We start from the raw sequence: 22,094 nt of genomic DNA on the forward strand, positions 1-22,094 counted from the left end.
CTTACAGTTCCCTCAACAGATAAATTGCACACAAAAAAATCCATCCCCGTAGCGGCAGGGATGGATGCATGTTACGCCTCGACGCTATCCGCGTGTTTGGCTTTATGGTCGGCGATGACACCAGCATACCACTTCGCGCTATCTTTCCAGATACGCTCTTGTGTCTCGAAGTCGATATAGAGGATTCCAAAGCGCTTCTCGTATCCGAAGCTCCATTCGAAGTTATCCATGAGCGACCAGAGGTAGTAGCCTTGAATGTTCATGCCTTCATCGTTCAAGTCAGAAACGGCTTCGAGGTGCTGGCGGACGTAGTCGATCCGGTTATCGTCATGGACTTCGCCATTTTCCAGCACGTCGTCAAATGCGGCGCCGTTCTCTGTGATGTAGATGGGAAGGTCAGTATGCTCGGCGCGTAAACGACGGATCAGGTCTTTGAATTCGTTCGGGGCGATATCCCAGCCCATGCCCGTCTTCTCGTAGTCCGAGTAAGCGTCTGCCTTCAAGAAATCATTTGCTGCGTTGAACTCGACAATGCCACGGCTGTAGAAGTTAATGCCGAAGAAATCACAAGCTGTCGAGATCGTCTCCATATCACCCGATTGGATGAAATCGAAGTTATGCACATATTTAGAGAACAAGTTCATCATGTCGACCGGATACTGGCCTTTGAAGACCGGATCGAGGAACCAGCGATTCGAATACCCGTCGGCATTGTTCATCGCAAGGCGGTCATTCGCCGAATCCGTCTTCGCGTACATCGGTGACAAGTTGAGCGTGATGCCGATCGGGGTCGTGGATGTCATCTCTCGCTTCAACAATTCGACCGCTTTTCCGTGCGACAACAAGATGTGGTGCACGGCGCGTACCGCTTCGTTCATGTCACGATGACCCGGTGCGTGAACACCGACATGGTAGCCGAGGAAGCCGGCACACCAAGGCTCATTGTGGGTGATCCAAGAGTCGACGATGTCATCAAGCTCTTCAAAACAGACTTTCGCATAATCGAGGAACCAATCAACCGATTCACGGTTGACCCAGCCACCTTCTTCATGAGCCCACATCGGAAGGTCCCAGTGGTAAATCGTGACGGCTGGTTTGATTCCTTCTTCACGGAGACGCAGCGCCAAGTTTTTGTAGAACGCCATACCTTCTGGGTTATACTCTCCCTTGGCTGGGAAGATTCGTGGCCACGCGATGGAGAATCGATACGTGTCGACACCTAGCTTTTTGATGTGCTGGATGTCTTCTTCGTAACGATGGTAGTGGTCACATGCGACATCGCCGTTATGCTTTTCAAACACGCGCCCGTCGATGTCACAGAACATATCCCAGATGGAAGGGGTACGTCCCCCTTCATTGTGTGCGCCTTCAATTTGGTATGAGGACGTGGCTGTCCCGAATACGAAGTCTTTCTTAAAATGCATAGTGTTTTCCTCTTTTCTCTATATTTATTCTTTGACAGCACCTGCCGAAATACTGCTGACGATGTACTTCGAGAGGAACAAGAAGGCAATCATGATCGGTACAACCGAGATCGCGATTCCTAGGTAAAGCGCGCCAAGGTTTTCTGCGACTTGTGATCCTTTCAAGAAGCCCATCAAGACAGGCAACGTGTATTTCTCAGGAGAGAATAAGAGGACAAGTGGCATCAAGTAGTTGTTCCACGAGCCGATGAACGTGAAGATCGACATCGTCGCAATCGCTGGCATCATCATTGGGAGCGCGATTGTATGGAAAATACGTAACTCGCTCGCACCGTCAATCCGTGCCGCTTCAATCAAACTGATGTGAAGTGTCGCTTGCGTGTACTGGCGGATGAAGAAGACCGTGAACGGTGTTGCAATCGCAGGGACGATCAACGGGATGAACGTATCGAGAATGCCGAGCGTTTTTGAAATCTCGTAGAATCCGATGAGTCCAAGTTGTGCTGGAACCATCATCATGACGAGCATGAAGATGAACATCGCATTCTTCCCTTTAAAGTTGTAGAACGTGAATCCATAAGCTGTAAGGGCTGAGAAGTAGCCCGAAAGTACCGTTACCGATACCGAGATAATCAAGCTGTTTTTAAAACCGGTCCAGATGTTGATGTACTCGCTCAGGGTAGCGTAGTTATCGAGCAACGCATTACCAGGGATCAAGGTGAAGCCAGATATGACTTCTCCATTCGTCCGCGTCGCGTTGATGATCATCATCAAGAACGGGATGAAGCAGATAATCGCAAGAATAACCAAACTTGCATAGATCAAGCCTCGCACAACACGATGCTTCGACTTTTGTTTTTGAGGTGGCGCCACTTTGAGTGGACGGTCTTCTTTACGTTTTGGCTGCGCTTCGCTATCCGGAAGCATTCGCCGTGTTTCTGCATTTTGTTCCATCGCTTACGCCCCCTTCTTCTGTGTTGCGCGTTCGTTGCGGAACATACCTTTGAAGACGATCGCCGAGAAGATGAGCGTGATCAAGAATAAGCCGTAAGCGACCGCAGATGCGTAGCCGTAGTTATTGTATTTGAAGGCTTGGTTATACAAGTAAAGCACCATCGTGTTCAACGAACCGTCTGGTGAACCGATTCCATCGGTAATCAACATCGGAAGGTCGAACAATTGGAGCCCACCGATGAGCGATGTGATCATAATGTAGAGAAGAATTGGTTTTAAGAGCGGCAACGTCACTTTCGTAAACATTTGCCAACGGTTCGCACCGTCAATGTGAGCGGCTTCAAAGTAATCTGTTGAGATTCCTGAGACACCCGCCATCACGATGATAAAGGAGTGACCGAACCACATCCATGTCAAGATGAGTGAGACGGATAATTGAGCCGTCACGGGTTCTGCCAACCAGTCGATCGGATTTGAAATCAAACCGATTTTCATCAACACCATGTTGAGTGAACCATGCTGCCAGTCGAGCAAAATACCGAACAAAAGCGCGACCGAGCTAATTGTGATCAAGTTTGGAAGATAGAAGAATGAACGGAAGAAGTTTAATCCTTTTAGCTTCAAACGTAGATCTGAGAATAAGAGCGCCAATAAAAGGGCCATTCCCATCTGCAAGGCGAAGTTGACTCCCCAAATCTTGATGGTGTTGAAAAACGCTTCGATGAAGTATGTGTCCGTCAACAACCGTGTATAGTTCGCAAATCCGACAATCTCTTCTCCTGGGCTACCGGTATAGTTCGTGAAGCTATAGTAAAGCGTCAAGAAAACCGGATAAATGCTAAACGTCAAGAAAACAACCCAGAACGGGGCGATGAACAGATAGCCGTAACGATCTAATTTTTTCACGTGTATTTCTCCTTCCATAAGAACCGAGGGAGGAAATTCCTCCCTCGTGTTGGTCATCGTCAGTCAACAACGATGTCTGGGTAAGCGTTTTTAACTTGTTTCTTGAACTCTTTCAATGCTTCGTCTTTCGTTTTCTTACCTTCTACGTAAGAGTTAACTGCCGCTCCGTAAAGCGTGTCGAGCTGTTGGTCGTATTTCGTAACGATCCCTGGTTTGATCGATTCTGCTTCGCCGAGGAAGAACTCGTAGTTGTTCTGTCCACCGAGGAACTCGTCGCTGAAGTCAGTTTTGATTTTTTCTGTAACTGGGTTATAAGCAAGTACGTCGCCTGTCTCTTTCGCCCATTCAGTCAAGAACTCTTCATCTTGTGTCATGAGTTTGATGAATTCGTAAGCCTCTTCTTTATGTTTAGAGTCTTTGTAGATCCCGACCCATGTACCGCCCCAGAAGTATGGGCTTGGTCCGCTTGTAACAGCCCAGTCACCAGCAGTGTCTTTCGCGTTCTCTTTCAAGACAGCGTGGAGACCCCAAGTTGGGAGGACGTAAGAGAAGACTTCTGTTTCCGTTTCTTTACCGCCTTCTTTAACTTTGATCGGCTTGTCCATTCCTTCGAACCAAGATGGTGACCATTCTGGTGCAAGGGCAGTCAAGTTATTTTCACGAAGCTCTTTTGCGTAGTCGAAGTAGTTTTGTTTCCCTTCAGTCAAGACAAGTTCATTGTCTTCGTTTACCCATGCTTGTGGGTCATCGCCTTGTGCGAACCAACGGATTGAACCTTCGTCCGGGAAGAGTTTGTAGCCTTTATCTTTAAGCTTTTCACCGACTTCGAAAAGTCCGTCCATCGAGCTCATCATTTCGCCGACTTCAGCCGGGTCATCTGTACCGAGTGCTTCTTTAGCGATGCTACGTTTGTAGTAGATTCCACCTGGAGTTGTTTGCCATGAAAGAGCACGAACGTTTCCGTCCTTGTCTTTCCCGAGGTCGAAGACGTAAGGAACGATGTCTCCAGAAACTTCTTCTGCGTTGTATGGTTCTTCCGAAAGGTTTTCCCAATATCCAGCGTCAATCCATTGTTTAAGGAACGCGATTTCACCCGTGAAGACGTCCGGTGCGCCGACGCCACTTTCAAGAGCTGGCTTCAACTTCGTTGCGTAGTCAGCCGTCGGTACGATTGTCAATTCGACTTTCACGCCGTTACGCTCTTCGAACGTTTTGATTGGCTCTTTCAACTCATCTGTGAATGACCAAATTTTTAGGACATCATCTTTTGAACCTTCTGAAGATGATCCTTCGCCGCCGTCAGAGCAAGCGCTCAAGACACCAACTGAAAGTGCTCCAATGGTAAGTAAGCTAACAAGTTTACGCATGTGTTGTTCCCATCCTTTTTATAAGTAGTATTAGAAAGCGCTTGCAAGAAGAGGTGAATAATTATCGAAAGCGCTTTCGGTTTATCCGAAATAAAATATCGAAAGCGGTTTCGATTTTCTCTAAAAATGACTTTCGAAATCGCGCTCCCCTCTCCATCCGCTGAAGAAAAGAGAGCGACTTCGAAATATCATTGGCTATAAATCACTGTTTGACCGGCGCACAAGATGCCCGTTCTACTAAGCGTACCGGAATGATGCGACGTTCGGTGAGTCGCTCTTTCGCGGTCATTTGTTCAAGTAAAAGTTCTGCTGCCGCTTCCCCGATTTCATCCGTATCTTGGCGAATCGTAGTCAGTTTCGGCGTAATGTATTGGATCATTTCAATGTCGTCGTATCCGATGACAGAGATGTCATTCGGGACGTGAAGACCGTGTTCGTGAATCGCTTCGATGACGCCAATTGCCATTTGATCCCCGGCCACAAAGACTGCAGTCGGTTGATCGTCTAGTTCAAGCAATCGTTCCATCGCTTGCTTGCCTTCTCCTACTGAGAAGAAACCGGCATTGACGAGGTAGCCTGGTCGAATCGGAAGATTCAGCTCTTGCATCGCAAGTTCATATCCTTTGATCCGTGCCGCTCCAGCGTCAATCGTCTCATCCCCAGCGATGTGGGCAATTTTTCGATGACCGAGTTCATAGAGGTAATTCACAGCGAGACGTGCCCCTTCGATGTTGTCGGAATAGACGACGCTACAATTGGCGCTGTCCATATCGACGACGACGATTGGGATGTCGCTTCGCATGAGCTCCTGAACTTGCTCATCCATTCGGTCCGAGCAGATGACGACGATGCCGTCGACCGCACGGTGTTTGAAGTGTTCGAGATAACTCATATCACGGTTGCGCAGGTTACGCGAGGCGAAGATCAAATCGTAGCCTTGCTCCTCTGTCGCGTGACGAAAACTTTCGATGATCCCATTGAAGAACGGGTGCTTCATCCCAACTTCATTCGCCTCTGAGAACATGACCCCGATCGCCCATGATTTTTTCGTCGATAACGACTGGGCATGTGCGTTCGGCAAGTAGTCCATCTCAGCAGCGGCTTGAAGAATCTTTGCTCTCGTCTTGTCGCTCACGTCTTTATAGTTGTTCAACGCTTTGGACACTGTCGTGATTGAGAATCCTGTTTTTTTGGCTAAATCATAAATCGTACCCATGTTATTCTCCTCTTCCCGAAAGCGCTTTCGGTAATTTGATTGTAGCGCATGAATTTGTAGGAATCAATTCTTTTTCGAGGAAACTTTTTGATTCTTTTTTCCATTCCTTGTTTCTTCTATATTACTGTATCGGGAAATTTTTGTCCTTAATGTGTCCGTGTATACAGCCAGACGAGATTCGTAAACTTTTGGACTTCTGTCTCGCCTGTCACGCCTTTAAATAGACGCTGAAATGGCTTCAACAATTGCTCTAAGACAATTTTCCGAAGGCGTTCTTGTTTCAGTTCATGTGAGATTGCATCGAACAAATCTTGTTGTTCTTCCGTCATCTCGACATGCTCTTCGATGCGAGCAGCCATCTCAATCAATTCTTCGATCGTAATGAGATGTTTATCTGTCGTCCCCCGCATTTGATCGACCGTGACCGGGTTCAAGACGTGCTCTCCTGTCTCTATCATTCGCGCAGCAATCAGTTCTACGTACGCATATAAACTGCGCACGACCTTTTGAGGAGAGTAAGCGGCATTCGTGATCCGGTTCGTGAACAAGATATGTTGCAACATTCCGTTGAAGAGCACCGTCAATTCCATCGAATACGGTCTGACAGCCTCTCCGATGATTTCCGTCAAACGCATCGCAATCCATTCAATTTCATAAATGCGATGTTGAAGTACGAGTTTCTTCAGTTCATTCTCGTTTGACGACATGATCGATTCAAATAACGCGTGCAAGTTCCGTTCTTCGTTCAATTGAATCAATATCGAGATTTGCTCGATGAAGACGTCACGATCTCGTTTGTCCCGTCCCATCTGCATCTCAATCCGGCGCTGTCCTGCATCATATCGTAAGTTCTCGAGGATACTCGCGACACAATCCGTCTTCGATGAGAAGTAGTTATAAAACGTCCCTTTTGAGATATTGGCACGGTCGATAATCTCTTGCACCGATGTGTGTTGCACTCCATTTTCGATGAAGAGAGACATGGCAATGTCTGCGACTTTTCTCTTTTTCTCTTTCATGCTTTCATGACTCCGTTCTGTCTAATATGTACCTTTACTATATCACCGAAAACCATTTTAGACTAATAGTACAAAATGATTGCTTTATTTATACAACGGGTATAAAATCATTTCATCGACACTTACCAACACATAACTATTTAGAAAATAAAGGAGCCATCCATATGAAACCAGAATTCCAAAAGAAACCGCCTTACGTCATGTTGGCGGTCCTCTTTGCGGGTGCGTTTATCGCATTTTTAAACAACTCATTACTCAACGTCGCGCTCCCATCGATCATGGTCGATCTCGAGATTGCAGACTACTCGACCGTACAATGGCTTGCGACAGGCTTTATGCTCGTGACAGGTGTACTCGTCCCGGCATCCGCCTATTTGATCACTCGTTTTTCTAACCGAAGCTTGTTCATCACCTCGATGAGTATTTTCGCCATCGGTACGGCGATCGCGGCCTTCTCGCCAAACTTTGGCTGGTTGTTGAGCGGTCGGATGATTCAGGCCGTCGGAGCCTCCACGATGGGGCCACTCTTAATGAACGTCATGCTCGTCAGCTTCCCGCGTGAAAAACGGGGGATGGCGATGGGAATCTTCGGGCTCGTCATGATCTCGGCACCTGCGATCGGACCGACACTCTCGGGTTATATCGTCGAGTACTATGATTGGCGCGTCTTATTCGAAATGATTTTACCGCTCGCCATCATCGGTCTCGCGCTCGCTGTTTGGAAAGCGGAGAACGTCATGGTCCAAAATAAAGATCAGTCACTCGATTACTTGTCACTCGTCTTATCGACGCTCGGATTTGGCGGGATTTTATACGGTGTCAGCTCGGCAAGCTCGGACGGCTGGGACAACCCAATCGTCTTGGCGACGATGATCGTTGGTGCCATCTCGTTGATCGCATTCATTTATCGTCAGCTCCATATGGAAAAACCATTGCTCGATTTGCGTGCTTACAAACATCCGATGTTCGCACTCGCGTCAGTCATTGCGATGGTCAACGCGGTCGCGATGTTCTCTGGTATGATTTTGACACCGGCTTACGTCCAAAGCGTACGTGGTATCTCCCCACTCGATTCAGGGCTCATGCTTCTTCCTGGTGCGATCATCATGGGAATCATGTCGCCAATCACGGGTAAACTGTTTGACCGATTCGGGCCAAAATTATTGGCACTTACCGGATTGACAATTACCGCCGTATCGACGTACATGCTCGCAAACGTCCAACTTGACTCGACCTACACATACATCGTCTTAACGTACACGTTGCGTATGTTTGGGATGTCAATGGTCATGATGCCCATCATGACTAATGGACTGAACCAATTGCCAACTCGCCTCAACCCGCACGGAACGGCCATCAACAACACGGCCCAACAAGTATCCGGCGCAATTGGTACGGCAGTACTCGTGACCATCATGAACTCGGTGACACGTACGGAAGCTGAATCATTGATGACAGGAGTCGATCCTGCGACGCTCACAGAGAGCTCGATGGGTGCCATCACTCAGCAAGCCCTCTTGTCCGGGATTCAATATTCATTTTACGTTGCACTCGGGATGAATCTTTTGGCGCTTGTCCTTGCGTTCTTCGTAAAACGAGTGGATGTTCGTAAATTTGATGATCAAATAGAAACCGTTGAAGAATTGAAACAAGCAAATTAATATAAAAAGCCGTTCTGAACAATCGATTCAGAACGGCTTTTCAATTTCTCATTTCCTTCATGCGTAAATATGAAATTAAATTTTAATACATATATGGTATTATTTCTCAATGGATAGGATTCGTTTAGGAGGGTACATATTATGAAAAAAGTGTTTGGCTTCATCGTTGCTTTTCTTCTGATCACTTCATCTTTCGTCTCGACTGGATCAATCGTTGAGGCGGCCCCAAAGAAGCAGAATCGTGCTATCATGGGAGTATCGGCTTTGACTCCGCAACAAATGGCGGATTACGTAAAACAAAAGAATCCTCGTGATGTCCGGCTCGCGAAAACGTCTGTCGAAGATTTGGCGAAACTTTTCGTCATCATCGGTGCAAAAGAAGGCGTCCGTGGTGATGTTGCGTTCGCGCAGGCGCTGAAAGAGACAGGGTATTTCCGTTATGGCGGCGATGTCCTTCCAAAGCAGCATAACTACTCAGGGATTGGGACGACTGGGAACGGCGTGAAGGGACACTTTTTCCGTTCACCACATCAAGGGGTAACCGCTCAAATTCAGCATCTAAAGGCATACGCCTCAAAAGATGCGCTGAATATGACAAAAGTCGATCCACGCTTCCACCTCGTCAAACGGGGCTCTGCGACGACTTGGCCGTCACTTCACCAAAAGTGGGCCATGCAGCCAAAAGGAAATTACGGGAATGAGATTCTTTCGATTTATCAAGAAATGTCGAAAACACCGAAACGTGTCGCTAAAGCAAAACGATGAAGAAATGTAGGGGTGAAAGAACGTGACGTGCAAACAAGTTAGACTCGCGAGCGGAATCGCATTATTCGTGACCGGCGTGATGTTGTTACTCAAGCGCTAATGAGCATTTCGGGCAGTTGTCCGAGTGCTTTTTTTGTGGGTTTATTTGCTCAACACAAAAAAGTCGCAGCATTTTATGAGCCACGACTTTCAAAACGAAGAACAGTTACTTACTCACGTGCTATACGATGAGCCAGTTTATGCAATCGGAAACGACACTCGAAAACAAATGACCTGATCTTCGATCGGCTCGGCTGTCAACGTCCCGCCATACAACAAAATGATTTGGCGCGCAATCGATAAACCCAATCCATCACCTGGAGTGACCCCTCTCGACGAATCGACTCGATATGTGCGATCAAAGAGATGAGGAATGGCTCCAATCGTCTCTGCCGTTGTCGCATTTGAAATAGACCATTCAATCTGTTGTCTTTTCGTTTGAAGTCTTATCTCGATTGGACTCGTTTGCTCCGCATATTTCCAAGCATTCGAGAAAAGGTTTTCAAATACACGAATGAGCTGTTCTTGATCAGCCTCTATCCATCGGTCAGGTTGAATCGACAAGTGTAGTCGATGACCTCGCTCATTGAACAACGGCTCCATCTCGTGGATGAGCTGGGTCGTCAACAAGCTCAAATTGAGTTTCTGTTTGTTAAGTTGCATATTCGGGGCGTAGAGTCGGTTCACGTCCATCAACTGATCGAGTAGATGTTCAAGCTGATTCGTCTTTTCATTTAAGATACGAAAATGATTGTTTTCTTCAGCTGTCAGTTCACGATTCATTTGAAGGAGTTGAGTATAGCCTTTGATGCTCGTGAGCGGAGTACGCAAATCGTGTGACAGGTTGGAAAACAGTTGGTTCCGCTCTTCTTCGTGCGCCCGTTCCTTCTCAAACAATTCACGTAGCTGCTTCGACATCTGATTTACACTCTCTCCGAGTGAGGCGAGCTCATCTCGTCCTTCCACCTTGACCGTACGACCGAGGTCTCCGTTTGCAATCTGTTCAATCTCACTCGACAGATACGTGATTTTACGAAGTATTTTCCGCATCATGATTGAAAATCCAATAATAAAAAGTAGTATGACAATGAATGTTACCCCTAAAAATACTAAATTAGCTGTTAGCGGATCTGGTGTGATTTCGTTTTCAATGTAATATAGACTAATCGAATAACCCATGATTAGAAAAGCAATCGTCGCAATCAACGCATTAATTAAAATAATACCGATTAACTTGACAAGCAAGCGATCCCATTGCCTCTGTTTCATAATCGATACCCCACGCCCCACACCGTCTTGATAATGGTTGGTTTTCGTGGTGTGTCTTCTAACTTCTCACGAATTTTTGTGATGTGAACCATCACCGTATTGTCGACCTCAAATGCCGCCTCACCCCACACCGCCTCGTAAATCTGTTCGACGGTTAGGACTTGATTTGGATGCCTCATAAAATAAGCGAGAATATCAAACTCTTTCGGTGTGAGCCTAACCAAAGTCTCGCCTTTTCGACACTGTCGCGTCCGAAGGTCGAGTGTAATCTCTTCATGAGTAAGCGTGGTCTGTGCCTCAGTTCGGTCCGCCCCATAATCACGATACCTTCTGAGTAACGACTTGACACGAAGCGTCACTTCAAGTGGATTGAACGGCTTTTTGATATAGTCGTCCGCTCCAACAGAAATCCCTTGCATCAAATCCATGTCGCTCGTTTTTGCGGTCAGCATCAAAATCGGCATAAACTGTGTCTTTCGAATTTCAATACAAGCCTCGATTCCACCCATAACCGGCATCATCAAATCGAGAATGAGTAAATCAATTGTTTCTGTTGAAGCAAGGTCAATGACTTCTTGTCCATTTTTGGCAAATCGAAGTACATATCCTTCATTTTTTAAATAAATGGCAAGCAATTCTCGAATCGCCTCATCGTCGTCAGCAATACAAATGACTGGCTGTGAACGCATGTCCTTCCTCCTCACATGGCGCAATGAAATAAATATGCGGGTGGTACATTGCGGTATTCTCGCTCCACCCCTACACAACTAAAGATTTGTTGAAAATGATCGTACCGAATTTTCGTATATTGAAACGTAACAAACCAACCTGTTTTTGAAAGAACAGTTTTCACTTCTCGTAAGATGGTTTCTGTTTGTTCAGCATTGAATTTTGAAAATGGCAGCCCAGAAAAGATGACATCTACTTCCTCGATATTTAATGCTCGTAATATGTTCTGCAAGTCGAGAGCATCTGCTTCGACAATGATGATTCGACGATCTCTTCCATATCGTGTTTTTAAATTTTGAACCAGATCGATGTCAGATTCAATCAATATGAGCGTAGCATCTTTTCGCATTTTCCGAAGGATTTCTTCGGTACAACCGATTATCCCAGGTCTGATTTCAACAATTATATGCGCTTCGCTCAATACTTTTTTCTGTGTCATTCCCTCAGCTAAATAGGTTGATTCCGGAGAAATCATCTTAGCTTCTTCAAGGTCGTTCATATATTTGTTGAGCCATGATTGTATCATCTCGATTCCACTTCTTTCTTTGTTGATAGCTTGAGTGTATCGAGTGAATCGCAACACATTCTGACGAACTTCTTAAGATTTCTTAAGAGAATACTAAAAACTCCTTACGCTTGCGAGTGAATACTAGACAAGGTAAGGAGTGAAACGTTATGGAAATGATCATACATTATGGCATGCTTGCCATCGGCATTATGTTTACCCCATTATCTGACGACGTCTTAATGATCACGCATCTGACGGTCGCGGATGCTTTTGTCCCAAGTTGGCTTTTATTTGTCTCCACTTGGATTCTCTTCACGCTCACGTTCGGCTGGTTTTATTTAATCGGGAAAGGACTTCATCACATTTTACCAATGCGACAACGAGAATCTCGTTATCTCAAGAGAGCTGAGGCATTCTATCAAAATTATGGAGCACGTACCATTATGATTTCTTATTTTATCCCTGGCCTTCGGCACCCGCTCCATTACATCGCCGGGTTCACGTCGCTCAAACTTCGCACGTATGCGTTCTATACGACTATCTCTGCATTTTTCTATACGGGTGCTTGGTTTCTCGTCATCGGACTGGCCAATCAAATCCCGGCGTTTCAACAGTTTCAAGATTGGGTGTTGTCGTTTTAACTCAATGTCCTCTGTATTTTCCGAGTGCCCGCATATTTAAGAGATACAAGATACCTGCATAGAGAATTAAACCGAGTAAATACACCCAGATGCCTGAGAAGCCACTTCCGTAGACCATCACTTCCTTGATTGCTGTTGCTCCGTAAAAGATTGGCATGATGTAACTCAAGTTCCCGAGACCATATGGAATCAAGTCGAGCGGGATGAGTCCCGAGAAGAACACTTGCGGGATGATGGTGAACGGAATCATCTGTACGACTTGTAATTCCGAACGGGCAAACACCGAGATGGTCGCTCCGAAGAGCACTGCCGTACCCGCCATGAGTAGCATCGTCAACATGACCCATGCCATGTTCCCAAGAGAAGACAAACCGAGCACATAAATCGAATAGAGTACGATAAAAATTGACTGTATCACCGCAAACGTTCCGTACCCGAGCGTATACCCTAAAATGACTTGCCCTCGCTTGATCGGGGTCATCAACAGTCGTTCAAGCGTACCCCCACTCCGTTCTTTGACGAGCGCCATCGCAGATAAGATGAACACGAAGAAGAACGAGAAGAGAGATAGGAATACGAATCCGAACGAATCGAACGTCGACTGGTCTTCTTCCCCATAGACAAATAACGTATCAATCTCGGCTGCAGGGTTGAGCGTCGTCAACGCATCTTGAATCTCACCAACCGCCTTCGACGACTTCGTCGATGGTTCACGTAACGTGATGGTCGTCCCTTCTTGATCCATTTCAAAGACAGCATCGACATGTTCATTGTCTTCGATGTATGCTTTCGGATCATCGAACGTTGCTTGTTCCACCTCGAGCGTCTCGTCTTCAAACGCATTGACGAGCTGTTCGGGTGCGTTGTCATCCAAGACGACAGTCGGCACGTAATCTGAGTCACCGAGTAAGAAGTAGACGAGTGTCAAAATGAGGAGCGGTGCGATCAAGATCAAGGCGACACTTCGTTTATCGTTCAACGTTTGGAAGATGACACGTTTCGCTAAGTTACGCATGACCGCCCACCTCCTCTTTCCCGGCAATCAAGAACAATTCTTCCACGCGACCGTTCTCGGTCTGGTCGAGCAAGTCCTGTACATGGTCATAGGCGATCAACCGCCCATTGTAGACGAGCGCGGCACGGTCACACTCAAGCACTTCATCCATGACATGTGTCGAGACGATAATCGTCGTACCTGCCTTCCGAATCACTTGAAACTGATCCCAAATTTGACGACGTAAAATCGGGTCGATCCCGACCGTTGGTTCATCAAGGAACAACACATCTGGCTTATGCAAGATGGCAATGGCTAATGATAGACGTTTTTTCATCCCTCCTGAAAAGTTGCGGACGAGTTTATGCCGGTCGTTCGCCAAATCGACAAGGTCGAGTACTTCGGTGATGCGTTCTTGTAGCGCCTTTTTCCCTAACTTATAAATTGAACCGAAGAAAGCTAGGTTCGCCTCGGCCGACAAGTCTTCGTACAAGCCATCGTTTTGCGGCATAAATCCGATTTGTCGGAGCATGCCCATGTCCGGCATTTTCGTTTCGCCGATATGGACACTTCCTTTGTCTGGTGCGAGGGCGCCGATCATGAGTCGGATGAGCGTCGTCTTCCCCGATCCAGATGGTCCGAGCAAACAGCAAATCTCTCCAGATGGGATGGTGAAGTCGATGTTGTCGATGGCGAGCTGGTCACCGAACGACTTGTCGACGTGTTGCAGTTGAATGTTCATTTCTGTCACTCCTTTTCGGCGCCTCATCGTGTATACTCAAGATAATCGACACCGTGTTGGTTTATAAGTTTAGTATAGACCCCGTTCACGGTAGCAACAATCGTCAATATCGGTCATCGTGTCGGTTTTCCGACAGATGGTCTGAATGTGTTGAGGAAAAGGAGAAAATGGATGGAACAGACTGATTTACGCGTCATCCGGACGAAAAAATTGATCAAAGATGCCTTCTTCAGTCTTATTGAAGAACAGGGATTTGAAGCCGTCACCGTCAAGCAATTGACCGAACGGGCCGGTATCAATCGAGGAACCTTTTATAGTCACTATGTGGATAAGTTCGAGTTGATGGAGAAATGCGTCAACGAAATCTTTGAAGAGGCTGAACAGAAGTTGATTCATCAGTTGCCACACATCTTCGGAGACGAACGGACCGACAACTCGTATTATTACCTCATTCCGTTCATCCGTTTCATCGAAGACAACCAAATCATCATGAAGCCGCTCCTCGGACCGAACGGAGACCCGACGTTCCAGGCAAAACTTCGAAAATTTATGCAGGCTGCCTTGTTTCAGCGCTCTCCGGTAACCTTGTTTGATCCGAACAAGATGATGGTCCCGCCGACTTATCTCGTCGCCTATCTCTCATCAGCTCACATGGGGGTCATCTACGAATGGCTGAACAATCCGTCTTCGGAAGAAACGGCGGAAGACATCGCTCGGATTATCTATACGATTACATTTGAAGGACCACTCGTCGCTGGTGGTGTGAAGTGAAACAATTAAAGCCTCCCGCACACGTTGCGAGAGGCCCTTTTTACGGAATGCGAACATGCACATGCAAGTTTCCATTGTCTTCCGTTGTCGTCTGATAAGCGTTCTGTACCGCCTCCATGTCATGCCACGCGATACGATATGACTTCCCTCGCATCCCTTCAAACTCAAAAGCGAGGTGCTGTAAGTCAGCGATTCGCATGATGCGTTCAAACGGTTTACTCTCACCATCCCATTCCAATTGATTCACTGAGTCGTTTAACACGAGGTCGAGTCCATGCATCACTTTTTCTTTAATCACCTGACCATCCGTCGCTACACGCATCCCGTCTTTTATATCATGCATCCGACATGACTCAATGTCGTCAAACGGGATCATGATCTCATCCCCGTTCGCAAAGTGAAGCGTGATTGTTTTTACGATCATCTTAGATTCCTACTTTCGTTCAGTCTCTGTTCCCTTACTATACAAAACTTTTCCCGATTCAGGGATGACATCTTTGTGGATGTGGCAAATCCGTAAAAGCATGTTCGATTCATTTAGAAACGGGAATAGAAGAGGTAGCAATCATTCTGTTTTTTGAAAATAATACTTCGGAAAGGCGGCGAATATATGCAATCAGTGGATAAGTCGGTCATCGTCATCGGCGGAGGGCTCGGTGGATTGTCAGCGGCCATCTCGCTCGCTCAAAAGGGATACGACGTCTCACTCTACGAAAAGAACGACCACATCGGAGGGAAAGTGAACCGTCTCGAACAAGACGGATTCGGCTTCGACCTCGGACCCTCGATTTTAACGATGCCCCATATCTTCGACAAACTGTTCCGCGGAAGCGGCAAACGGATGGAGGACTATGTTTCCATCCAGCGGCTTGAGCTCGAATGGCGCTCGTTCTTCCCGGACGAGACCGTGCTCGACCTCTATCATGACCTCGAACAGATGCAACGCGCGAATCCCTCCCTCTCTCGAAAAGACATGCAAGAATATCGTGAACTATTGAATTACGCAGCCCGCATTTATAAGACGACCGAGAAAGGATACTTGGCTGAAGGGTTTGAGTCACCTTTAGAAGCCGTCATGAAGACGGGGATTTTCCCAACGCTCTTTGGGTTCGATTTGACGTCGACGATGTATAGCGCCATCAAGAAGCGCATCAGTAATCCACATCTTCGGGACATGCTGTCGTATTACGTCAAATATGTTGGGTCGTCTCCGTATAACGCACCGGCCGTCCTCAACATGATGATTTACATGCAGTACGCCCAAGGCTGTTGGTACGTCGAAGGTGGGACCCACAAGCTCGCAGAAGGATTGACGAAGCTCGCCGAAGAAATCGGTGTGAAGCTACATACCGGTCAGGGCGTCGTTCGTGCCCACACGGTGAATGAAAAGATTACAGCGATTGAGCTCGAGGATGGACGTCTCCGTTCGGCCGATTATTTCGTCTCGAACATGGAAGTCATCCCGTTCTATCAGAAAATGGTCGACGCCGACGAACAGTACGTCGACAAACTCGTCGATAAATATGAACCGGCCAGCTCTGGATTCGTCCTCCATCTCGGGGTGAAGAAAGCCTATCCTCAGCTCGCGCACCATAACTTCTTCTTCTCCGAAAACTTGCATGAGCAGATGGACAAAATCTTTGAGAAACACGAACTTCCGGACGACCCGACGATTTATCTCGTCAACGTCAACAAGACCGATGCGACTCAAGCGCCACCGGGACATGAGAACATTAAAATCTTGCCTCACATCCCGTATATCCAAGACAATCCGTTCACCGAAGAAGAGTACGCCGCTTTTGAAGAGCGTGTTCTCGATAAGTTAGAACGGATGGGTCTCGATGGTCTGCGTGAACATACGGTGACGCGTGACGTATGGACGCCTCATGATATCGAGCGGACGTATGGATCGGACCGAGGCGCTATTTATGGAACGGTCGCCGACAAGAATCGAAACGGCGGCTTCAAGCATAAGAAGCAGAGCGAACTCTATCACAATCTCTACTTCGTCGGGGGAACCGTCAACCCGGGCGGCGGTATGCCAATGGTGACGTTGAGTGGTCAACAAGTGAGCGATAAAATCGCGAAACGTGACAAAGTGAAATGATTCTCTTCAATCCCTCATTCAATATGAGGGATTATTTTTTGAAACTTTTTCCAATCTCCTTCCGTATATTGTGCTACGATACAAACAATCAAATAGACAAACGGAGGAACAAGATGCATCAAATCACAAGTTATTTATTTATGTATGCCAAAGTTGTCGTCACGGATAAAGTTCCATTCATCTGGACATTCGTAATTCCACTCATTATCGCCTTGACGCAGTCATCTTCAGATATTCGCCAAGCGACGACAGCGGAATACTACCCAGGACTCTCTTATTTCTGGGTATATATTATTCTTGCTACATATGTGAACGGTGTCGGCATCGAACTCGCCCGCATGCGCGAATATGGACTGATGAAAACGTACGTGATGATCTCAGGCAACAAACTGACATACGTCATCGCCGTCATCTTGGCGCAACTTCTATTCGCCTCCATCAGCTTGACTTTATTCACAACGGTCGTCACGCTCGTACACGGGTTCTTCTCGTTCAAGTTGATTGCAACGTCTCTACTCGTATTGATCGGCAGTATCCCGTTCGCGGTCGCCAGTGTCGCCATCACGACGCTTCCAGTGAAAGTATCGAGTCTCGGAACGTTCGCAAACATTCTGATGTTCCCACTCTTTTTATTGGCAATCAAGTCACCTGATCAATGGTTCAGCTTCCTCAACCCGTTCTATTCGCTCCATGAATTCGCGCTCGGGTTGCTGCATCTAACGACTCAAGTCAATCTCTCGTTCGGAGTATGGGCGACATTCTTTTCCGTACTCGGTTACTTCATCATCGGTGCGATTGCGTTGAAACGCTTTAGTCTCGTCTCACTCATCACACGCTAGGAGGTTCTTATGCACGTAAACCAACTCACTTATCGCTATCCGAAAGCGACACGTCCCGTGCTCGACAGCATCTCGTTCACCCTGCAACCAAATAAGCTGAACGTGTTAATCGGACAAAACGGTGCCGGCAAGACGACACTGTTTGATTGTATGACGGGTACCCTTCCCGTTGACAAAGCGTCACTCGACCTCGTCCCGACGACGGACATGCTCTATTTGACACAACTCATGTATAACCACCATGAGTTAACAGGAAAAGACTTCGCCTATTTTATCGGACGCCTGTCACAGCGCTCCGACTTCAAGAAACTCGAGTCTTATGTGAATAACCTTTCGACGTCCCGAGAGCAAGAACTGTTCGAACATCTATGGACGATGAAACTCGGGAAGATGTCCGTTGGAGAGAAGAAATGGCTCTTCGTGACACTATTGTCTTCCATCAAGCGTTCTCTCTATTTATTTGATGAGCCGACGAGCGGGGTTGACCCGGCGTCACGCATTCAAATCATGCGCCGCCTGCAGCGACTCGTCGATGACGGTAAGACATGCCTCATCTCGACGCATCAGTTGCATGACTTAGTTCAACTCGATGCCCACGTCATCTTCCTACACGGCGGACGTATTTTGTATGAAGGGGACTTCCAGGACTGGCTCAAAGAATCTGGAACGACCGACCCGGATGAAGCGTTCGTTCGGATGGTCGACACACCACTTGATGATGTGGCGGTGACACGATGAATGACTCGTTTTGGGAACGACACCGGTTCACATTCTATACAATCGGCATGGTCGTCTGCGGCTTTCTCATCTCCATGTTTTCATGAAAAAACTCAGCCTCTGACGCTCTGTCAGGGGCTGAGTTTCTGTTTACGATGTGCTTGTCGTAACTCTCGATTGGTCACATGCTCCGGGTCCGCTTCACGTAGTTTACGGTCCATCAGCAAATACAAGATGAGAAGTGGAATGACGCCAATCAATGCGACACCGAGTAGTTCCTGCATCGAACCGAATACGAACCACGCGAGGAAAGTGAATACACCAAGTGACCCAAATATGGCGACGATGATTAGAAATTCTCGGCGCACGAGGCGTTGGTATTCTTCGTCTTCGTTGAATGTGCGCAACAGCTTCATCCGTCGCCACGCTTGATAGAGCATCGGCAGTTGGGTCACGAGAAAAGAGAAGGCAACCGTCGTCACCGTGACACCTTTTATGACCGAAACGACTAGAAATAAAAACAGGCCGATGATGCCAAATATCGCGCTGACCCCTCGCGCGTCGAGATCCTGTTCGATCATTTTGGGGAGACGTTCTTGTTTATCCATTCACTTTCCTCCTTTTTTGTTTCTTCCGCTCAAATTGGACATGGCCGAGCTCGACACTCGTCACGTGTAACGGATCGATTTCTTTTAGCTTGCGGTCGAAGCGAACACTTAACAGCAACAAACTTATAATCCCGGCAAAGGCAGCAACGATGAATGTGAGCAACGTAATCCATCCTAATTCCACACTTAAAATCAATAGAAAAAGAAGGGCTGGCTGAGCAAATGTCAATCCGAATTCGTACCGGACGAGCTGTTGATATTGTGCCTCCTCATTAAATAAAAGTAACAGTTTCATGCGATGCCATGCATGATAAATGATGGGAACTTGTCCAACTACAACCATTGGAAGGAGCAAGAGAATATCCGTCTTCCAAAAATATAAAAAGAAGAGCAACATGACGCCGATTAATGGAATCACCATTTGCTTCTTTCGTTTCTCATCATCTTTCAACATTTGTTCTAATCTAACTTCATGGTCTACCATCGAATCCCCCTCGAGTGTTCTCGTTAGTTTTATGTACGAAACCTATTCTCGATTCGTTTCATCCCTTACGCTTCTCCCGATTCATCAACCCCAATAAACTCTCGACGACATGTTCGTCATCAATCTTTAAAATCTTCCAGTCGACCCATGACTCAAGAATGAGGCAACTCGCAATCAACGTCGCACAGACAAGGCTTAATGTATCAAGCGATATGTATTTCAGTGCATACAGCGCCAAAAGCGCTAAAGTTCCAATCAAGAGAGCGAACTGAACCGCCCCTTTCAAATAGATAAAGCGCTGATACATAGATGAGTCATTGAACTGTAAAAACAACTGAATTTTATGCCACGTCGCCACCAGAAGTGGCATGAACACCGCCGCACAAAAGATGAACAAGGACAGGTTCATCCTTGAATCATTGAACAATAACCAAAGCGCTGTCACTATACCGATGACAATCACCAGGAGCGGACCCTTTTTAGTCCATGATTTGTCGTACAGATACTCCATCCGTTCTTCCCGTAACACCACACACACCTCCAACAGTAAAAATCATCCAATTCACCGATATCTATATCTTAACAATCCATAAGCAAACTTTCGAGGTTTTCCCATTAAAAAGGAAAAAGCACCCGACGATTGTCAGATGCTGATCAATTTGAGTCTCGGCGAAGGAATCGAAATAAAAAAGACTCCAATCATCGTCAACAACCCTAGATTCAAGATTGCCCATGCCATGTCCATCACTCGTTGCATATGATTACCCTTTCCATTCTGTTCTTCTAACGTATACGTGTCTTTCTAAAAAAGGATTTGTTCAACCCACTCTCTAGGTCGTATAAATAGGATGGCCATATCCACACTTAACGAAGGTTTATGCACTGTTCATTATCAGATTTATCATGCATATGAAACTTTTTTGCGCATATCACGTAAAGAATAGTGAGCAAGCACTTGAAAAAGGAGGACATACCATGTATTTGATTCTTTCGCTACTTTGTATTGCGGTCGTGATCGCTCTCTTGATTCGAGTTTTTCCAAATGCATCAAAAGTTTGGATTACCTCTGGTCAATCAACGCAACAGAAATCAACGGTGATGTGCCCGACCTGTCATACTCAAATGAATCGACAGCAACATGGACAAACTTGTTCAAAATGTGGAACTTCTTTTTAACGTTTAACTCGCACGGTTCACCGCCGCGCGAGTTGGTTTACCCTTCCCACTCAACTGAAACACGAGCACCCCTCCGACGATCAACACAATCCCGACGACCGTCTTCCAGGTGAACGGAACGGACGTCAAGCCGAACCATCCTAACGTATCCCAGAGGAGCGCGAACAATATTTGAGACACCATGACGATTGAGATGGCATAACTCGGTCCGAGCCGCTCGACACCTTGCGTCACACTCATGACGACCCCGACGCCGAGGATTCCGCTGAACCAGTACCATGTCTCCATCTCCTCTACTCGGAACAAGGCACTCCCTTCTTGGAATAGACCAATCAGGAGCGATGCCAAAAATCCGAGTCCAAGGACGAGTGTCGTCGTCGCCCACGCACCAACACGCTTTTTAACGTTGGCGTTAAACGTATTTTGCACACAGACGAGCATTCCGCCGATGACAGCAAGCATCATCCCAATCGCCATGGTTCTCCCCTCCTATTCATAAATACTCTCCCCGACAATCTCCAACAACCCTTCCCGGTCGATGATGGTGATCATCCGCCGATTTCGTTCAATCAATCCTGCCTCGACGAAACGCCGAAGCGTCCGGTTCACATGACGATAACTCGTCCCAATCAAATCAGCGATATCCGTCAATTGATCGACAGTCGAACCTAGCGTTTGGTCATCTGGCGTCATCGACAATAAATAACTCGCCAAACGTACTTCGACAGGATAGAACAAGTTGAAGCTGAGGGACTGCGACTTCCGTTCAAACTTTCGCGTGATTTCTTCCAATAAATAATGTAACCAGGCGACTTCTTCGTGCGCGTGACGTACTAAATCCTCGAATCGGATGACGAGCATCTCAACTTCTGTGACAGCTTCAACCGTATTCAAATAAGGGGTCCGTTGAATATATTCGATGTCCCCAATCAAATCGAGTGGATATTTGAAAGAAAGGACGAGTCGCTTACCGGTAGCGGAAGTATGAGAGACGCGAATCTTCCCTTTCACTAAGAAACGGAGATGCTCCGCTTCATCGCCTTGCGTACAAATGACGTCTCCCGGCTCGTATCGGACAAGTTTCAATTCTTGTTGCGCAGCAACGGGCAAAACGTCTAATTCAAATTGCTTCACATACGCCTCAACCATATACGTTTC

24 protein-coding genes are annotated in these 22,094 nt (G+C 46.8%); 7 read left to right on the top strand and 17 right to left on the bottom strand.

What is annotated here, in order from left to right:
• Positions 1–71: 71 nt before the first annotated feature.
• The 6 genes from KNO99_RS11480 to KNO99_RS11505 all read right to left on the bottom strand — a co-directional run bounded on the left by KNO99_RS11480 (position 72) and on the right by KNO99_RS11505 (position 6,886).
• Positions 72–1,424 (bottom strand): GH1 family beta-glucosidase, encoded by a 1,353-nt coding sequence (locus KNO99_RS11480; protein ID WP_214748639.1) that lies wholly within the window; start codon positions 1,422–1,424, stop codon positions 72–74.
• Positions 1,425–1,448: 24 nt separating this feature from the next.
• A complete protein-coding gene (locus KNO99_RS11485) occupies positions 1,449–2,378 on the bottom strand; it encodes a carbohydrate ABC transporter permease (RefSeq protein WP_214748642.1) in 930 nt (309 codons plus the stop codon).
• Positions 2,379–2,381: 3 nt separating this feature from the next.
• Positions 2,382–3,284: a carbohydrate ABC transporter permease gene (locus tag KNO99_RS11490; protein ID WP_214696921.1), complete on the bottom strand. Its 903-nt coding sequence runs from the start codon at positions 3,282–3,284 to the stop codon at positions 2,382–2,384.
• A gap of 59 nt (positions 3,285–3,343) precedes the next feature.
• Complete coding sequence (locus KNO99_RS11495; protein ID WP_214748645.1) at positions 3,344–4,651, bottom strand: ABC transporter substrate-binding protein; 1,308 nt, start codon at positions 4,649–4,651, stop codon at positions 3,344–3,346.
• A gap of 202 nt (positions 4,652–4,853) precedes the next feature.
• Positions 4,854–5,867 carry a LacI family DNA-binding transcriptional regulator gene (locus KNO99_RS11500; RefSeq protein WP_214748647.1) on the bottom strand — a complete coding sequence of 338 codons (1,014 nt, stop codon included), beginning with the start codon at positions 5,865–5,867 and terminating at the stop codon, positions 4,854–4,856.
• A 146-nt stretch (positions 5,868–6,013) separates the two neighbouring features.
• On the bottom strand, positions 6,014–6,886 hold the full coding sequence (locus tag KNO99_RS11505; RefSeq protein WP_214748650.1) for a TetR/AcrR family transcriptional regulator: 873 nt from the start codon (positions 6,884–6,886) through the stop codon (positions 6,014–6,016).
• Positions 6,887–7,050: 164 nt separating this feature from the next.
• Between KNO99_RS11505 and KNO99_RS11510 the strand changes: the two genes are divergently transcribed.
• Together KNO99_RS11510 and KNO99_RS11515 are read left to right on the top strand one after the other, a co-directional pair.
• A complete protein-coding gene (locus KNO99_RS11510) occupies positions 7,051–8,547 on the top strand; it encodes an MDR family MFS transporter (protein ID WP_214748653.1) in 1,497 nt (498 codons plus the stop codon).
• Positions 8,548–8,688: 141 nt separating this feature from the next.
• The gene (locus tag KNO99_RS11515; protein WP_214748655.1) at positions 8,689–9,312 is read left to right on the top strand and encodes a glucosaminidase domain-containing protein; all 624 of its coding nucleotides are present in this window, start codon (positions 8,689–8,691) and stop codon (positions 9,310–9,312) included.
• A gap of 237 nt (positions 9,313–9,549) precedes the next feature.
• Here KNO99_RS11515 and KNO99_RS11520 read toward each other — a convergent pair whose 3' ends face one another.
• From KNO99_RS11520 to KNO99_RS11530, 3 genes are read right to left on the bottom strand one after another with little or no spacing between them, the layout of a single operon-like run.
• The gene (locus KNO99_RS11520; RefSeq protein WP_214748658.1) at positions 9,550–10,620 is read right to left on the bottom strand and encodes a HAMP domain-containing sensor histidine kinase; all 1,071 of its coding nucleotides are present in this window, start codon (positions 10,618–10,620) and stop codon (positions 9,550–9,552) included.
• Positions 10,617–11,309, bottom strand: a complete 693-nt coding sequence (locus KNO99_RS11525; protein WP_214748661.1) for a response regulator transcription factor — start codon at positions 11,307–11,309, stop codon at positions 10,617–10,619. The genes KNO99_RS11520 and KNO99_RS11525 overlap by 4 nt, the downstream gene beginning before the upstream one ends.
• A gap of 11 nt (positions 11,310–11,320) precedes the next feature.
• Positions 11,321–11,875 (bottom strand): class I SAM-dependent methyltransferase, encoded by a 555-nt coding sequence (locus tag KNO99_RS11530; protein WP_214748665.1) that lies wholly within the window; start codon positions 11,873–11,875, stop codon positions 11,321–11,323.
• A gap of 149 nt (positions 11,876–12,024) precedes the next feature.
• On the opposite strand from KNO99_RS11530, the gene KNO99_RS11535 reads away from it, so the two are divergent.
• The gene (locus KNO99_RS11535) at positions 12,025–12,498 is read left to right on the top strand and encodes a DedA family protein (RefSeq protein ID WP_214748668.1); all 474 of its coding nucleotides are present in this window, start codon (positions 12,025–12,027) and stop codon (positions 12,496–12,498) included.
• 1 nt (position 12,499) lies between these two features.
• On the opposite strand, the gene KNO99_RS11540 is transcribed toward KNO99_RS11535, so the two are convergent.
• Together KNO99_RS11540 and KNO99_RS11545 are read right to left on the bottom strand one after the other, a co-directional pair.
• Positions 12,500–13,513, bottom strand: coding sequence for an ABC transporter permease (locus KNO99_RS11540; RefSeq protein WP_214748671.1), 1,014 nt, complete (start codon positions 13,511–13,513; stop codon positions 12,500–12,502).
• Positions 13,506–14,234: an ABC transporter ATP-binding protein gene (locus KNO99_RS11545; RefSeq protein ID WP_214748674.1), complete on the bottom strand. Its 729-nt coding sequence runs from the start codon at positions 14,232–14,234 to the stop codon at positions 13,506–13,508. The genes KNO99_RS11540 and KNO99_RS11545 overlap by 8 nt, the downstream gene beginning before the upstream one ends.
• A gap of 171 nt (positions 14,235–14,405) precedes the next feature.
• On the opposite strand from KNO99_RS11545, the gene KNO99_RS11550 reads away from it, so the two are divergent.
• The gene (locus KNO99_RS11550) at positions 14,406–15,005 is read left to right on the top strand and encodes a TetR/AcrR family transcriptional regulator (protein WP_214748677.1); all 600 of its coding nucleotides are present in this window, start codon (positions 14,406–14,408) and stop codon (positions 15,003–15,005) included.
• Between the two features lie 40 nt (positions 15,006–15,045).
• On the opposite strand, the gene KNO99_RS11555 is transcribed toward KNO99_RS11550, so the two are convergent.
• On the bottom strand, positions 15,046–15,429 hold the full coding sequence (locus KNO99_RS11555) for a hypothetical protein (protein WP_214748680.1): 384 nt from the start codon (positions 15,427–15,429) through the stop codon (positions 15,046–15,048).
• A gap of 186 nt (positions 15,430–15,615) precedes the next feature.
• Here KNO99_RS11555 and KNO99_RS11560 point away from each other — a divergent pair, with 186 nt between their 5' ends.
• The 3 genes from KNO99_RS11560 (at position 15,616) to KNO99_RS11570 (ending at position 18,689) form a co-directional block, all read left to right on the top strand.
• Entirely contained in the window at positions 15,616–17,112 is a 1,497-nt protein-coding gene (locus tag KNO99_RS11560) for a phytoene desaturase family protein (RefSeq protein WP_214696956.1), read from the top strand.
• Between the two features lie 113 nt (positions 17,113–17,225).
• A complete protein-coding gene (locus tag KNO99_RS11565) occupies positions 17,226–17,951 on the top strand; it encodes a hypothetical protein (protein ID WP_214748683.1) in 726 nt (241 codons plus the stop codon).
• Between the two features lie 9 nt (positions 17,952–17,960).
• Positions 17,961–18,689, top strand: coding sequence for an ATP-binding cassette domain-containing protein (locus tag KNO99_RS11570; RefSeq protein WP_214748687.1), 729 nt, complete (start codon positions 17,961–17,963; stop codon positions 18,687–18,689).
• 110 nt (positions 18,690–18,799) lie between these two features.
• Here the strand turns inward: KNO99_RS11570 and KNO99_RS11575 are convergent, their stop codons facing one another.
• The 5 genes from KNO99_RS11575 to KNO99_RS11595 all read right to left on the bottom strand — a co-directional run bounded on the left by KNO99_RS11575 (position 18,800) and on the right by KNO99_RS11595 (position 22,085).
• The gene (locus KNO99_RS11575; protein WP_214748690.1) at positions 18,800–19,276 is read right to left on the bottom strand and encodes an APC family permease; all 477 of its coding nucleotides are present in this window, start codon (positions 19,274–19,276) and stop codon (positions 18,800–18,802) included.
• Positions 19,269–19,760, bottom strand: coding sequence for a hypothetical protein (locus KNO99_RS11580; RefSeq protein ID WP_214748692.1), 492 nt, complete (start codon positions 19,758–19,760; stop codon positions 19,269–19,271). Before KNO99_RS11580 ends, KNO99_RS11575 begins: the two co-directional genes overlap by 8 nt.
• A gap of 58 nt (positions 19,761–19,818) precedes the next feature.
• Complete coding sequence (locus KNO99_RS11585) at positions 19,819–20,289, bottom strand: hypothetical protein (RefSeq protein ID WP_214748695.1); 471 nt, start codon at positions 20,287–20,289, stop codon at positions 19,819–19,821.
• 650 nt (positions 20,290–20,939) lie between these two features.
• Positions 20,940–21,413 (bottom strand): DMT family transporter, encoded by a 474-nt coding sequence (locus tag KNO99_RS11590; RefSeq protein WP_214748698.1) that lies wholly within the window; start codon positions 21,411–21,413, stop codon positions 20,940–20,942.
• A 12-nt stretch (positions 21,414–21,425) separates the two neighbouring features.
• The gene (locus KNO99_RS11595; protein WP_214748702.1) at positions 21,426–22,085 is read right to left on the bottom strand and encodes a Crp/Fnr family transcriptional regulator; all 660 of its coding nucleotides are present in this window, start codon (positions 22,083–22,085) and stop codon (positions 21,426–21,428) included.
• Positions 22,086–22,094 lie beyond the last annotated feature (9 nt).

Origin of the sequence: Exiguobacterium sp. s189 (assembly GCF_018617615.1) — a bacterium.
GTDB lineage: Bacteria > Bacillota > Bacilli > Exiguobacteriales > Exiguobacteriaceae > Exiguobacterium > Exiguobacterium aestuarii_A.

What these genes read in the sequence shown, in the direction of transcription:
- KNO99_RS11480 (WP_214748639.1), bottom strand. Translation starts at nt 1,424, where the DNA reads ATGCATTTTAAGAAAGACTTCGTATTCGGGACAGCCACGTCCTCATAC.
- KNO99_RS11485 (WP_214748642.1), bottom strand. Translation starts at nt 2,378, where the DNA reads ATGGAACAAAATGCAGAAACACGGCGAATGCTTCCGGATAGCGAAGCG.
- KNO99_RS11495 (WP_214748645.1), bottom strand. Translation starts at nt 4,651, where the DNA reads ATGCGTAAACTTGTTAGCTTACTTACCATTGGAGCACTTTCAGTTGGT.
- KNO99_RS11500 (WP_214748647.1), bottom strand. Translation starts at nt 5,867, where the DNA reads ATGGGTACGATTTATGATTTAGCCAAAAAAACAGGATTCTCAATCACG.
- KNO99_RS11505 (WP_214748650.1), bottom strand. Translation starts at nt 6,886, where the DNA reads ATGAAAGAGAAAAAGAGAAAAGTCGCAGACATTGCCATGTCTCTCTTC.
- KNO99_RS11510 (WP_214748653.1), top strand. Translation starts at nt 7,051, where the DNA reads ATGAAACCAGAATTCCAAAAGAAACCGCCTTACGTCATGTTGGCGGTC.
- KNO99_RS11515 (WP_214748655.1), top strand. Translation starts at nt 8,689, where the DNA reads ATGAAAAAAGTGTTTGGCTTCATCGTTGCTTTTCTTCTGATCACTTCA.
- KNO99_RS11520 (WP_214748658.1), bottom strand. Translation starts at nt 10,620, where the DNA reads ATGAAACAGAGGCAATGGGATCGCTTGCTTGTCAAGTTAATCGGTATT.
- KNO99_RS11525 (WP_214748661.1), bottom strand. Translation starts at nt 11,309, where the DNA reads ATGCGTTCACAGCCAGTCATTTGTATTGCTGACGACGATGAGGCGATT.
- KNO99_RS11530 (WP_214748665.1), bottom strand. Translation starts at nt 11,875, where the DNA reads ATGATACAATCATGGCTCAACAAATATATGAACGACCTTGAAGAAGCT.
- KNO99_RS11535 (WP_214748668.1), top strand. Translation starts at nt 12,025, where the DNA reads ATGGAAATGATCATACATTATGGCATGCTTGCCATCGGCATTATGTTT.
- KNO99_RS11540 (WP_214748671.1), bottom strand. Translation starts at nt 13,513, where the DNA reads ATGCGTAACTTAGCGAAACGTGTCATCTTCCAAACGTTGAACGATAAA.
- KNO99_RS11545 (WP_214748674.1), bottom strand. Translation starts at nt 14,234, where the DNA reads ATGAACATTCAACTGCAACACGTCGACAAGTCGTTCGGTGACCAGCTC.
- KNO99_RS11550 (WP_214748677.1), top strand. Translation starts at nt 14,406, where the DNA reads ATGGAACAGACTGATTTACGCGTCATCCGGACGAAAAAATTGATCAAA.
- KNO99_RS11555 (WP_214748680.1), bottom strand. Translation starts at nt 15,429, where the DNA reads ATGATCGTAAAAACAATCACGCTTCACTTTGCGAACGGGGATGAGATC.
- KNO99_RS11560 (WP_214696956.1), top strand. Translation starts at nt 15,616, where the DNA reads ATGCAATCAGTGGATAAGTCGGTCATCGTCATCGGCGGAGGGCTCGGT.
- KNO99_RS11565 (WP_214748683.1), top strand. Translation starts at nt 17,226, where the DNA reads ATGCATCAAATCACAAGTTATTTATTTATGTATGCCAAAGTTGTCGTC.
- KNO99_RS11570 (WP_214748687.1), top strand. Translation starts at nt 17,961, where the DNA reads ATGCACGTAAACCAACTCACTTATCGCTATCCGAAAGCGACACGTCCC.
- KNO99_RS11575 (WP_214748690.1), bottom strand. Translation starts at nt 19,276, where the DNA reads ATGGATAAACAAGAACGTCTCCCCAAAATGATCGAACAGGATCTCGAC.
- KNO99_RS11580 (WP_214748692.1), bottom strand. Translation starts at nt 19,760, where the DNA reads ATGGTAGACCATGAAGTTAGATTAGAACAAATGTTGAAAGATGATGAG.
- KNO99_RS11590 (WP_214748698.1), bottom strand. Translation starts at nt 21,413, where the DNA reads ATGGCGATTGGGATGATGCTTGCTGTCATCGGCGGAATGCTCGTCTGT.
- KNO99_RS11595 (WP_214748702.1), bottom strand. Translation starts at nt 22,085, where the DNA reads ATGGTTGAGGCGTATGTGAAGCAATTTGAATTAGACGTTTTGCCCGTT.